This is a genomic window from Cyanobacteria bacterium GSL.Bin1 (genome assembly GCA_009909085.1).
Classification (GTDB): domain Bacteria; phylum Cyanobacteriota; class Cyanobacteriia; order Cyanobacteriales; family Rubidibacteraceae; genus Halothece.
Genome location: JAAANX010000048.1, coordinates 1 through 12595 on the forward strand (window position 1 = coordinate 1; position 12595 = coordinate 12595).

Annotated in this window: 12 protein-coding genes; 9 read left to right on the plus strand and 3 right to left on the minus strand. The window is 44.5% G+C overall.

Annotated elements, in window-relative coordinates; genetic code table 11:
* From GVY04_04840 to GVY04_04865, 6 genes are all read left to right on the plus strand, one after another.
* A partial coding sequence (locus tag GVY04_04840; GenBank protein ID NBD15479.1) for a hypothetical protein occupies nucleotides 1–238 on the plus strand: 238 nt, incomplete at its 5' end.
* A gap of 25 nt (nucleotides 239–263) precedes the next feature.
* Complete coding sequence (locus GVY04_04845) at nucleotides 264–908, plus strand: hypothetical protein (protein ID NBD15480.1); 645 nt, start codon at nucleotides 264–266, stop codon at nucleotides 906–908.
* 49 nt (nucleotides 909–957) lie between these two features.
* Entirely contained in the window at nucleotides 958–1623 is a 666-nt protein-coding gene (locus GVY04_04850; GenBank protein NBD15481.1) for a hypothetical protein, read from the plus strand.
* A gap of 28 nt (nucleotides 1624–1651) precedes the next feature.
* Entirely contained in the window at nucleotides 1652–2497 is an 846-nt protein-coding gene (locus GVY04_04855; protein ID NBD15482.1) for a hypothetical protein, read from the plus strand.
* Between the two features lie 111 nt (nucleotides 2498–2608).
* The gene (locus tag GVY04_04860; protein ID NBD15483.1) at nucleotides 2609–2968 is read left to right on the plus strand and encodes a PadR family transcriptional regulator; all 360 of its coding nucleotides are present in this window, start codon (nucleotides 2609–2611) and stop codon (nucleotides 2966–2968) included.
* 358 nt (nucleotides 2969–3326) lie between these two features.
* Entirely contained in the window at nucleotides 3327–3986 is a 660-nt protein-coding gene (locus GVY04_04865; GenBank protein ID NBD15484.1) for a micrococcal nuclease-like nuclease, read from the plus strand.
* Between the two features lie 71 nt (nucleotides 3987–4057).
* Here GVY04_04865 and GVY04_04870 read toward each other — a convergent pair whose 3' ends face one another.
* From GVY04_04870 to GVY04_04880, 3 genes are read right to left on the minus strand one after another with little or no spacing between them, the layout of a single operon-like run.
* On the minus strand, nucleotides 4058–4765 hold the full coding sequence (locus GVY04_04870) for a hypothetical protein (GenBank protein NBD15485.1): 708 nt from the start codon (nucleotides 4763–4765) through the stop codon (nucleotides 4058–4060).
* Between the two features lie 22 nt (nucleotides 4766–4787).
* Entirely contained in the window at nucleotides 4788–5210 is a 423-nt protein-coding gene (locus GVY04_04875) for a hypothetical protein (protein ID NBD15486.1), read from the minus strand.
* A 2-nt stretch (nucleotides 5211–5212) separates the two neighbouring features.
* Nucleotides 5213–6346, minus strand: coding sequence for a hypothetical protein (locus GVY04_04880; GenBank protein NBD15487.1), 1134 nt, complete (start codon nucleotides 6344–6346; stop codon nucleotides 5213–5215).
* Between the two features lie 546 nt (nucleotides 6347–6892).
* Between GVY04_04880 and GVY04_04885 the strand changes: the two genes are divergently transcribed.
* The 3 genes from GVY04_04885 to GVY04_04895 all read left to right on the plus strand — a co-directional run bounded on the left by GVY04_04885 (nucleotide 6893) and on the right by GVY04_04895 (nucleotide 12347).
* Nucleotides 6893–10444 carry a relaxase domain-containing protein gene (locus GVY04_04885; protein NBD15488.1) on the plus strand — a complete coding sequence of 1184 codons (3552 nt, stop codon included), beginning with the start codon at nucleotides 6893–6895 and terminating at the stop codon, nucleotides 10442–10444.
* Between the two features lie 79 nt (nucleotides 10445–10523).
* Nucleotides 10524–11810 (plus strand): filamentation induced by cAMP protein fic, encoded by a 1287-nt coding sequence (locus GVY04_04890; protein ID NBD15489.1) that lies wholly within the window; start codon nucleotides 10524–10526, stop codon nucleotides 11808–11810.
* Between the two features lie 78 nt (nucleotides 11811–11888).
* Nucleotides 11889–12347, plus strand: coding sequence for a hypothetical protein (locus GVY04_04895; GenBank protein NBD15490.1), 459 nt, complete (start codon nucleotides 11889–11891; stop codon nucleotides 12345–12347).
* Nucleotides 12348–12595: the final 248 nt, after the last annotated feature.

The following is a 12595-nucleotide window of genomic DNA, read 5'->3' on the forward strand; positions in this document are numbered from 1 at the left end:
TGATGCGTTTACCCTGGCACCAAAACGAGAATTTATTGAAGTTGTCAATCCCGAAAAAGTTCACCATATCTCGGAAAAATGGTACCCTATTGGCTCGGTTAGTCAAGTTAAAAAATGTTTAAGCAGTAATGAAATTACAGGGGAAGACATTGTCTATTTTCCAAAAGCAATTTCTCAAAATCAGTCAACAATTTTTAACAGTAATTTTTGGCAATTTACTAATAATTTGCTAGACTAAAAGAGAACCTAGCAATATGACAATAATGGCACAAACAAAAACTAAGAAAACAAGTATTCTGGGCACTGTTCCCAAAGACTCTATTTTCAATCCCACGCCTACTTATAATCTGCGAAATGATTGCCAAGTCGGACAGTGGAAGCAAGGAGAAGATAATTTTAAAGGAAATTCCCTGGAAATTTCACTTCTCAAAGCAAAAAAACACTATGGGAATTTGGGGGATACCAAAAAAGCCCATTGGTTGCAATTGTGGTTAGTAGCAGCTCCCAGCGAAACTAAAATTCCCGCTAATACCGTGTGCTGCACTTACCTAAAGAGCCGTTCTCTAGAAAACATTGGAACTAAGCTCACGGAGTTGATGACCAATCAAATTGATCCAGGTACGGTTATCTTTACAGCCTTTTTTGAAAAAACCCAAGGGAAGATGGGAACTTACTACTATCTGAAATGGGACTGGCGTGAACGCGAAGGTGAGGCTGAGCAAAAGCAACTGGATCAGATCATCGAGTTCATCAATGGCGATCCGAGTTTAGTCGATACGGGGAAACCGAAAACCCTCATCTGCACTGATGGGATGAGTTCAGAACAGATTGATGACCTAGACCCAGTAATCGACGCACTGGAAAACGACGAAGAGCTACCCCAGAAACAGCTTAACGGCAATCAATAAACTTGACCGGGAGAGGTTTTTGCCTCTCCCTTCTGAATTGGGAGAGAACATGATGCAAGTCAAAACCAAGGAAAATGGATCGCGTTGCTACAAGACGGAAACTGGAACTTACCCGTCTGTCACCACGATTCTTACCGCTACAGCAAGCGAGGCAGAACGGGCAAAACTACAACGGTGGATGCAGAAGCAAAATCAGGTGAAAGGTTGGGGAGCTGCTCATCAGTATTGCAGCAATCGCGCCCAAGAGGGAAAGGACATCCACGCTGAGATTGCAGCTTATCTCGAAGGAAAGCACTCAGACCTTCCCGACTCACCCTTTACCAATAAAGCCCATTCTATGTTGCGGCTGTTCAAGCAAAGTCACTGCGGTGTCGAGCAATTTATTAGCCATCCCCACCCAAAAGGCTACGCGGGAACGCTAGACTTAGTAACGCCTTATGACACGGAGTTAACAGTATTCGATTGGACCACTTCTAAACGTCCGAAAATCAAGCAGTGGCTGAATCAAAAGTTCCTACAATGTACCGCTTACGCGATTGCCTACGGAAAGACCAATTGCAAAACCCCCACCCAAGTTGGTGTGATTGTTCTTACTCCCACAGGGCTACAGTTATTTACTGATTCCCCGAAAGAATACGAGAAAGAATGGCGCGATCGCCTCCATCGTTTCTATACAGAGGAGTTGTGGCACGAATTGGGCTTAGAAATTAGCTAGTTTAGCCAAGGTAAAAGGCAACATTACAATGACTTCAGCATCTGTCTTAAAAATGACTCAGCAGACCTTAAGTCTTGAGGAAGAACAGGAGCGACGCTATCTGGAGCGGAAAGTAGAGCGAGCTTTCTACGAAGCTGGAAAGAGCTTAGCTCAGTTGCGCGATCGCGGGCTTTATCGCAGCACCCACTCATCTTTCGAGCAGTATTGTCGCGATCGCTTTGGCTTCCAACGTCGCCACTCCTATCAGCTAATCGATGCAGCCAAAACTGTTGATAATCTGATTCAACTTCTAGGAGTCGAAGATGGATGTGCGCCAATGGATCACATTTTACCCACAAAAGAGCGACAAGTGCGACCGCTCACTTCCCTAACGCCCCAGGAGCAGAAGGAAGCGTGGATGAGCGCGATCGCGAACGCCGATGGGAATGCTCCCTCCTCTCGCCAGGTTTCAGAAGCGGTACAAGTGATCCAAAAACGAACGATAGAAGCTACGGAGCCAAGCCCTCATAAAATTGGGGAAGTTTGCAAAATAAAAGCTAAAAATAATCCCGATCTCAGAGCAGTGAACGGATACGCTGGAATTATCAGGGAAGTTTATAATTACTCCTGTAGCGTAGAAACTCATATGGGTGAATTAACCATCAATAACCAGAACCTAGAATCCCTAAACGATGACCAAGCTGAAAATGAGCAAGCGGAACAATTGCTCAAACGGCTGTGGCGACTTCGGGAAGTGGAACAACTTGATCACGCAGCCGTTGCTCTTCTCAATTCTTTGGAAAAACAACATTCCCCACAACTCAACCCACTACAAGAGGCATTGTTACAAACAGTTGAGTCTTACTACAGCTATCAGGAATCAAACTTAATCTAATTCCGCTCCAAATCGCTCCCAACCTTGTTCTCTAACATTTTCTGATATACTTTATAAAAATAAGATATCTTAGACAAAGATAATATAGTTTCAGCCTTGTGAGAAATTGCTATGAAGGAAGATAATGCTTTAGCTAAAACAATTAGTCGTTTCAGTGAGCTACCTCAAGTTTCACCAACAGAAGAACTTATCCTTCTCCTCCTACATAATCAAGAATGTTACGGATTACAAATTATAAAGGCAATTGAACAGGCAACCCAAGGACAGAAAAAGCTCAATGTTGGCTCCCTTTATCCGACGCTTAACAAACTTGAAAAGAAAAATCTCATCACATCCTACTGGGGAGACGAAAAGCGACAAGAGCGAGGAGGAGCCCGTAGGAGATACTACCAAATTACGGAAAAAGGACGAGCTACCTGTCAAGCCAAGCAATCCCTACGAGAAAATTTACGAGACTGGAAACCAGCCTGATTCAACCATAGAGGTGAAAACTTGGGTAAGTGAGTATATTACCTGCTTTGTCGCCTATTCTTTTTTCTCGAAAAGTGAACGCGAGGAGTGGATGGGCGATATCTATGAGATTAACTACGACCTCCTCTCACAAGGAAAACAGCGTTGGTTCGTTAACTTAGTTGATTTTACTAGAACGTTGTTTTTTCTGGTAGCGAAGTTGAAAATCACTTGGAATGAAGTTAAAAATTTTTTTGCTTTCTTGCTAGGTCGGGACAATTGACATCTTTTGCAGACACTCTATAACATCACAGATAAAAAATTAAAGTGATACGACACTGTTACTAATTTATATAGGAGTTTAAATGTGAACCGAGCAATCCCACCTTTAGTAGTTTTAACCTTCTCACTGCTTTTTTCTACCGTTGCCATTGCTCAATATCGAATACCAGCACAAATTATCTCCACTGAAGATGGTGACACACTTACTGTTAGGCAAAATGGGGAGCACATTACCATTCGGCTAAGTTGTATTGATGCACCTGAAAGCAGTCAAAGCGGCGGTCAGGCTGCTGCCAACCGTTTGAAAGCACTGCTTCCTCAAGGGACGAAAGTGGAACTACGAACGGTTGAGACAGATAGATATGGCAGAACCATTGCAGAAGTGTATAAGAACAATGTCTCAGTTAATTTGCAAATGGTACAAGAAGGACAAGCAGTGGTTTACGACCAATATTTAGATGCTTGTGAGGTGACCAAGGAGCAGTATCTAGACACAGAAGCTCAGGCGCGACATAGGAAGATTGGTTTTTGGGCTCAAGCTAATGCAGTGATGCCTTGGAAGTATCGCAGCGGTGAACGCACTAACACTAGCTCTCAACCAGAAACAAGCAGTTTACCAAACTGTGTTAATGGCGACTGTGACTGCTCAGATTTTGCGAGTCATGCCACCGCGCAACAGTTACTGGAAGGGAATCCTAGCGACCCACATCGGCTAGACGGGGACTCAGATGGCGTAGCTTGTGAAAACCTACTTTGATTTGGGGAGTAACGCGCGATCTCATCTTCGATTCACTGACGCTTTGCGTCAATCACACCTGTAAAATCAGATCATCGTTGCCCTTGCTGAGACTTATTCCTCTGGGTTTGTCGCTGCACGGCTTGAGAAGCTTGTTGCGTCGCTGCTTTAACATAAGCATTGATATTAGATTGTTTTGCCCCCTGTCGATGTTTCATCCGCTGCACATAGGGACTCTGAGCGAGGAGGTAGGGGGCATTATTATCTGCTTTTTTTATTGCTGCTGCGACCACAGCCTCATCGAGCTTACGGGCAACGCGATCATCTTGTCCTGAACGATCATAGAGCTGCTTATAAGTGAGGGTTTGATCCCCTGTTACCTGACGCGCCAAATCAGTATAGCGATCGCGCAACTGAGCTTTGTCGAACCCCTCGGCAACAGGAGGGAGATGCTCTATCTGAGCTTTCTCCTGAAGTGCCGAGCTTGCTTCCTGCACCGTTGCTTTCGTATAAGCCGTGATATAAGACTGCTTCGCTCCCTCCCGATGCAGTTTATTTTGAACGTAGGGACTCTGAGCAAGGAGGTAAGGGGCGTCCTTTTCTCCGTTTTGCATCGAGGCTGCCGTTACTTCGACATCCATCTTTCGAGCAAAGCGCTCATCCTCAGACACCCGCTGATATAACTTGTCATAAGTTACGTTTCTTTCCCCGGTTACTTGCTTGGCTAAGGCAGTATAACGATTACGAAACTCTGCTTTCTTGGAATCGGGTGGAACGTAGGGCGGCTTAATTTCACTCATTTACTACCACCCGCCTTGATAACTACTTACTGCTAAAACTAAAGAGCATTTCTCGGTCAATTTCACCTGGTAAGTCTGCTTCCTCTGGCTTAGGCTCTTGGGGCAGATCTGTTTCTGCTTTTTCCGGCTGCGGTACTTGCTGAAATGATTGCGAAGCGGCAAATACACTTCCAAACTCGGAACGGTCTAAACCAAATGTATTAATTAAATGATTGAGATGATTCTCTAGCTGGTAAGCTGTTTTCTTTGCTACCTCTCGCGTTGTTTCTTGATCATACCCTTTTTGGTGATAAGCATAGGGTAGCCAACACAGACCTAAAGTATGGAGAATTAACTGACGCATTGGCATTATTTCTTTAGAACGAGCAAAGTCGATAAGCATTTCGTCAGTTGTCCCCTTTTGAACTCTTTGGATACGCAACGTGAGGTCTTTTTGCTGTGCCATGTTTATGCTGATACTTTACTTTCACTGCTTTTGGTTAACCAATTGAAAAGGCTATAGGCATCGGCTAAGCGATGGGCATCGGGGTTCTCAGGAGAAAAGTGAAAATCTTGAGCGACTAATTGGTTTAAATCACAAGACCAATGAAGCTCTGAGGTGGAAAACATACTCTCAATCTCAGAGGCAAAAAACTGAGCTGCTCCGCCCGATACAATCAGCTCGTCCACATCAAAGCGGTAGCTCCCTAATTGGGTATTTAGCCATTGCCCCACTACCTTCCAGTGATTCGTAGCTACTTTTTCAATCACTTGGGAAACTTGCTTAACTTGGAACTTTAGCTTTTCTTCGCTTCCCACCTTATTCCATAACAACTGCTGAATCTTGGTTGAATCAAACCGTCCCTGATAAATCGCTACAATTAAATCTTGGCTAGGGATGTTGCTTCCATCTAACACCGTTTCTTCTACCACTGCATCAACGACAAGATGAAAACCTCGGGAATTACAGTCACTGGCTAGGTTTTGCCCTCCTTTATAAAAGAAAAAAGAGTTATTGTAGTGACCCATCACCAAACAAGCTATTCCCCGCTTTTGGAAAACCTCTTTTGGAAGTTGCATTTGGCGGTGCATTAGCAATCCGATTCCTTCGGGATTAATCTCAGAAGATTCCACCGAGCAACGGTAGGTTTCGCCTCGAAACCGAAACTTCGAGATACTTTTCGATAACTCTTTACTGAGTTCTTCCCGAGAAGCCCACTCGGAAAGCGGCAATAGTATCGAGTAAGCGATAGAAAATTTATTTCCCAGTTCTGCCTTTTGCGCGATCGCGCCGATTACTGCTAAACATCGGGAAACCCCTTGAGCAACTTTCAGTTTTTCTCGCCCGAGTAAAGAGCGACCCTGATAAGTATCTTTGCGGGTAATAAATCCCAATGCTTGCCCGGCTCCATCGGAAAAGGTTAACCAAGCATCATTTTCTGGCTTTGCCTCACTGGGTTCAATCGCAGCGATGTCAGCCCGACTCAACTCAACAATTTCTGGCTCTAAAAATAGAACCTGTTTTTCTTTCCAGTCTGACCGTTGCCAGATTGATTTTACGAGTGATTTTCCGAGATCAATTACAACGTTTAAGTCTGCCATTTGTTTTGAAGCGAGATGATTTGAGAGTCTTTTGAGAGAGTTTTGAGGTTTTTTTGAGAGTCTTCTGAGAGAAGTTCTGAGCTAATTCTAACCCAACCTTCTTAGCTGATCAAGCTCGGTCTAATCTGAGAGTTTTTTGAGAGTTCCTTGAGAGTTCCTTGAGAGTTTATTAAGAGTCTTTTGAGCAAGTGTACTGAATTCTAGTTAGCTACCAAAACTCATATGACTTACACACAGCTTGTTTGACTAATACAAAAAATCTAAATTTATAAAAACATAGAATCGCGTTACTTAAAAATATTTCAATCAAGCTATTAAAAAAATTTCCCCACGATCGAATCTTCGATTCGCTGACGCTTTGCGTCAATCGCGCTTCGATTACTTCCAAATAGAAGTATCGCGCCGAGTGAAAATTAGCTTAAAATGGGTTAGGGAGCAGTGGAAGAGATATTTTATTTAGAGTTTCGCACCTGACGCAACTTTTGTTGCAAAAATGTACGTTAATTTCCTACAATATCTTAACTATAAGCATATCGCAACACCCTAATGCTAACCATCGCAAACGTTAGTTCTCAGCAAGCGAAAAACTATTACGAAAAAGAGAACTACTACAGTAAAGAAGCTGCCCAAAATAATTCCGAGTGGCGTGGGCGGAGCGCTAGCCACTTCGGGCTAAAGGGCGAGATTGAACTAGAGGCTTATGAAGCTCTAACCGATGGCATGAGCCCTGACCGTCAGCAAACCCTCCGACAAAAACACGGAAATCAAGATCGCGCTGGGGTTGACCTCACCTTTTCTGCCCCCAAAAGTGTTAGCCTCGCCTCCCTCGTGGGAGAGCAAGACCAACTCGAACAAGCCCATCGCCAAGCCGTACGGAAGGTAGTCGATTTAGTAGAAGCCAACTATGCCACCACTCGCATTAAAGGGCAGCGCACCCCAACCGATAATTTGACAGTTGCCATGTGGCACCATGACACCAGCCGCGAACTGGACCCCCATCTCCACACTCATTGTGTCGTTATGAATGCCACTCAAGGAGAAGACGGGAAATGGCGCACCCTCTCTAACGAAGCATTCTATAAAAATAAAATTCTGCTTGGGCAGATCTATCGCCAAGAGTTAGCCCGAGCGTGCATGGAGATGGGATATGAAATTGAGCATCATCCAAAAGAGCTGTTTGAGATTAAAGGCTACACCCGAGAGCAGTTGGAAGCCTTCTCCAAACGCCACGAACAAATCCTGAATAAAGTTGCTGAGATGGGAGAGCAAGCCACAACCGAAAATAAAATTTGGGCATGGCACCAAACCCGAGCCAAGAAAAATCATGAACTTGGACGTGCCGAAAAGCTAGCGTATTGGCAAGAAGAAGCAGACCTATATAACATTCAGCATCCTCAACCCCACTCCCAATCCCAACTGCCTACAGCAGATGTAATCGCTGCCGAGCTTCAAACCAGTATTGATCAAGGGATTGAACATTGTTCCGAGCACAAGGCAGCGTTCCGATCCGAGGAAATCAGCAAATTTGTCACGGCTCAACCCCGACCCTTCGGGATTAATGAACTCAGAAGCGCGATCGCGCAGCATCCTGAACTAATCCGAACCTTTGATGAACGCCTTACCACCCAAAAAGCCCTCGCCCGTGAACTCGCCACGATTAAAATCATGCGGAAGGGAAAAGAGCAAGTGTCTGCCCTAACAACACCAGAGACAGTCAAACAAAGATTAGCAGAAGTCAGACTAACCCAAGGACAACAAAACGCGATCACCCTTGCTGCGACCGCTACTGATCAATACATCGCCTGGCAAGGGGTCGCCGGCGCGGGAAAGACTTACGCCCTGAATCAATTGCGAGACATCGCTCAAGAAAAGGGCTACGCCTTAAAAGGATTTGCTTCTAGTGCTAAGGCGGTTGAAGTGTTAGAAACAGAAACAGGAATTATCTCAAATACTGTCGCCAGCCATCTCTACTCCCCAACTCCCGAAACTTCTCAAGACAAGCAGATCTGGATTATGGATGAGGCGGGATTAATCGGGGCGAGGGAGGCTCATCAATTTCTGAAGCGAGCAGAGGCGGAAAATGCACGGGTGTTACTGGTGGGAGACATCCAACAGCTTTCTCCTGTAGAAGCCGGGAATCCCTTTCGCTCCCTGCAACAATCGGGAATGACCACTGCTTACCTAGACCAATCGCTACGACAAACCCCCCCTGACTTACAAAGAATTGTAAAATTTACAACTCTGGGAAAAACTGAAGCCGCGATCGCGCAACTGGATCAAGTTGGGCGAATTCAGGAAATTCCTGATAGCGATGACCGTGCGGAGCAAATTGCTCAAGACTACACAAAACTCTCTTCTTCACAACGAAAAAAAACCCTGATCGTCGCTGGCACCAACCAAGAGTCTTCTACGATTACCCAGAAAATCCGAGAAAAGCTGAAAACAGAAGGGAGCTTAGGAACTGAAGTAACAGCCACCCGATTAAGAACCAAGAATCTCTCGAAAGTCCAATCTTCCCTTTCCCCTTACTACGAAAAAAATGATGTCATTATTCCCAGCCGCAATTATCGTGGGCAGGGCTTAGAAAAGGGAAAAGCCTATTATGTGATGGATATAGAAAAAGATTGGCTGAAACTTAGGGACATATCTGGGAATGAAATAACAGCGAATCCTATGAAGTTTCGCAAGTCCGTTTATACCCAGCAATCCATGACAATCGCAGTGGGAGACAAGTTGAAATGGACCAAGAATAATAAAGAATTAAACCGCCGTAACGGGGAAGAATTTGAAGTCTCTGCCCTAGAAGGAGACATTGCCATAATTGAAGGGAAAGATGGTAAGCGCGATCGCTTCCATCTACAAGAGCCACTACACATTAATCACGCCCTAGTCAGTACCACTTATGCTTCCCAAGGACAAACAGCGGAGAATGTTCTGGTTGCAGCCAATAATCAAACCACAAACCGAGAAAATTTTTATGTGGCGATTTCCCGCGCTAAAACCGGCTTACAAATTTATGCTGAAGATAAAGCCCAACTCCGAGAAAAAGCCCCAGTCAGCCAAGCCCAAGAGAATCCGTTAGAATTAGTACCCAAGAAACGCCCAGAATCACACGATGACACAGAATCCCGAAGTCCCCAACAGTCCCCAGAGCGGGATGGCGCAGCTATTGGAAAGCGCGTTGCTACAAGCCTTGAAACCAATTACCAGCCAGCTCAACCAAATCGAAGCTCGCCTCGACGAACAAGAACTGGACCAGCAACAGAACTTCGAGAAACTAAACAGGAAGGTAGAAGCTCTGGAAGAGAAGCAGAACCAGAAAATCGAGAAACTACACCAACAAATCCAAAACCAAGCTCAGCAGATCAACCTAGAAAATCAACTCATCGCGCAGCAAACCAGCTTCAACAACTTAACCAAAACGCTGATGGATTTATCGAACAGATTCAATTTGATAACGAAGCGGTGGGAGAGCAATCACAATCAACTGAGCGAACAGCTCAGCGATCTCAACTGGCAGAACCAGCAACTAGAGCAGCGGATCAACAGCTTAGTGAAAACCTTGACACCTTTACCCAAACAAATTCAAGCTGGGAACAACAAGCTCAGCGGGGAACTGAATCAGATGAAGCAGACCAGCAACGAACTAGAAGAGCGGATCAACAACTTAGTGAAAGCCTTACTGCCCTTACCCGAGGAAGTACGAATTTCAAACAAGAATCTGAGCAAAGAACTAAGCGAGATTGGGAAGCAGTTAGAAGCACTCGCTACAGCTTTGAAACGCTAGAGCAAAAGTCACCGCAACAAGTCTGGGAAGAGTATAGTCAAAACATCAGAGCTAAGTCCCCAGTTGAGCGAACTCGGGAAGTCGCTCGCCATGCCCTGCGAGATGGCTATTCCAAGGATCAAGTCAGGATGATCCTGACCTTTGATCCTCATGTTCAAGAGGTTGATCAAAAACAGGGCAGGGAGAAAGCCGAAAAACATATTAAAACCATGATCCGCGCTGGCGAGGATAGAAATAAAAAAGCGCGACAACCTAGACCAGAGCAGGAACAACAGAGGAGACAACAGAGAAATGATGACTTAACTTTGTAACTTTAACTGTCACAGTTCTAAAACTTACCCAAAACTGTTACAGTAGTATTATCCTTTAACGACAAGGTTTTTAGCGAAAATGCGTAAATCTTACTGTGACAGTTTAGACCGTCGTCGAAGGCTTTTAGAAGCCCTTGGTGGACTACCAGAAACAACAGTGGAAAATCAAGAGTGGCTCTATATGTTAGAAGAAGAAACTCGCCACTCGCTCTCGATTGAAGGGTTTTTTGCCACGGAGCAGGAGTTAAAGGCAGTGTTGAGCGGTCGGAAACAAGCCCCAGAAATTTTTAACTACTACCGAACCGCGCTGACACTCTACGACCTTGGCTTACAAGATTACCGAGAAGGTCTGACCCGACTTGATTTACCTTTCATTCGCCACATCCATAGTGAAGTCTTCCGCGAGTCAATCCCCTTTAGTCGGACACGAGGAAAGTTTCGTCAGGGAAAGATTCAGATTCAAGGGGCAAAAGTGCAACCTCCTGGTTTTGACATCGAGCAGTATCTTCGAGCCTTTTGTCAGTGTGGGGCTGATTATTTGAAGCGTTACGATATTCTAGCAGCTCTTGCTCGCACACATACCTTATTTGAAAGCATTCATCCTTTTGATGATGGTAATGGACGAGTAGGGAGGATTTTGCAAAATTACCTAGCAGTAAGCCAAGGCTATCCTCCTTTAGTCATCAAAGGAATTCACCCACAGCAGCGACAGCGGTACTACCGAGCCTTAGAAGCAGCCGATGTGGGCTTTCATAAGGAATTTCCACCCCCTCGGGTTGACTCCCTCACCAAGCATTTAGAGAAAGGTCAGTTCGAGTTACTAGAGGCGTTACTTTATGAAGGACTGAGACCACGTTTAGACCTTGCAATTGCCACTGCATTAGAACAAAAAGAAGCGTTACAAGAACTCAAGGAACTTGCTTCTCACTTTGACGTAAAAGAAGCAACGCTACGGCAGTGGGTTGGTCGAGATAAACTGATCGCCGTTAAGCGAGGGAATAGGCTTTATTCCCACCCTCGACTTGATTTAAGAAAACAACAAGGGCAACTTTCTCCACAGCAGCTTTGGGAACAATACAGTCAGACAATCAAAGCCCGCTCCTCAGTTGATCTAACTAAAAAAGTTGCTGCTCAAGCCCTTCAAGATGGCTATTCTAAAGACGATGTAAAGAGAATTCTATCTCATGATCCTCATGTTCAGGAAGTTAATCAAAAACAGGGACCAGAGAAAGGTAAAAAGCATATTGACCAGATGATTCGCGTTGCTGAGGATAGAAATAAGAAAGCGCGACAACCCAGAAGTGAACAAGAAAAACAAAGGAGACAACAGAGAAATGATGATGATCTAGATGATCTAATTTTGTAACCTTGACTGTAACTACTATATTTTATCTGTGCGCCAATGGCGCACAAAACCTTTTGTCGATGAATGGGAGAATGAGGTATGACAGCTATTTTAGCCATCTTTGCTTGCAATCTATGCCAATTGGTTCCGTTTATTCCCTGTCCCAAAGAACTACCAGTTAAGGAAATTTCACTTCCGCCTGAGTTTGGTCATACCACTGGTGGGGGGACTTTAAAGATGGTAGTTCGCAAGCAAGAAGAATATCAGCAGTTAATCAAAAACTCCGAGTGGGGATGGAAAAATACAGAATATCCAAAGATTAATTTTTCCGAACACTCCCTTTTGGGTCAGAATCTACAGGCAAGTGGATGTTCAGTGGATTATGATGTTCGGGTGATCAGAAGAGCTAATGGAAACTATACCTACCAAATTAAAATTATCCAGTATGGGCACTGTGAACTGGGGTTTTTCAAGCAGGTTTGGATTAAAACACCAAAAATTCCAGAAAAAAATGAGGTATCTTTTGTGAAAGAATACAAAAGGCGGAATCAAAGATGAACTACTACAGTTACATTCGATCACGCAGTTGGCTCTCTAGGCATCCTAGCTGGTTGAGAAGAAGCAGATATCGCTGTGGCATGTTCCCTTGGGTAAAAGTAGGCAGAAGATATCCTTACAATTGTCATCACATGAATTATAAGAACTTGGGTGATGAAAAATTGTGGCGGGATGTGGTAGTTCTGTCACCGTTTGCTCATAATTGGATTATTCATGGTGTTTTAAGTCTGGGACAGCGACCCAGACAA

Coding starts and splice junctions, on each gene's coding strand:
- GVY04_04880 (NBD15487.1), bottom strand. CDS start 6,346: ATGGCAGACTTAAACGTTGTAATTGATCTCGGAAAATCACTCGTAAAA.
- GVY04_04890 (NBD15489.1), top strand. CDS start 10,524: ATGCGTAAATCTTACTGTGACAGTTTAGACCGTCGTCGAAGGCTTTTA.
- GVY04_04860 (NBD15483.1), top strand. CDS start 2,609: ATGAAGGAAGATAATGCTTTAGCTAAAACAATTAGTCGTTTCAGTGAG.
- GVY04_04855 (NBD15482.1), top strand. CDS start 1,652: ATGACTTCAGCATCTGTCTTAAAAATGACTCAGCAGACCTTAAGTCTT.
- GVY04_04850 (NBD15481.1), top strand. CDS start 958: ATGATGCAAGTCAAAACCAAGGAAAATGGATCGCGTTGCTACAAGACG.
- GVY04_04875 (NBD15486.1), bottom strand. CDS start 5,210: ATGGCACAGCAAAAAGACCTCACGTTGCGTATCCAAAGAGTTCAAAAG.
- GVY04_04870 (NBD15485.1), bottom strand. CDS start 4,765: ATGAGTGAAATTAAGCCGCCCTACGTTCCACCCGATTCCAAGAAAGCA.
- GVY04_04885 (NBD15488.1), top strand. CDS start 6,893: ATGCTAACCATCGCAAACGTTAGTTCTCAGCAAGCGAAAAACTATTAC.
- GVY04_04845 (NBD15480.1), top strand. CDS start 264: ATGGCACAAACAAAAACTAAGAAAACAAGTATTCTGGGCACTGTTCCC.
- GVY04_04895 (NBD15490.1), top strand. CDS start 11,889: ATGACAGCTATTTTAGCCATCTTTGCTTGCAATCTATGCCAATTGGTT.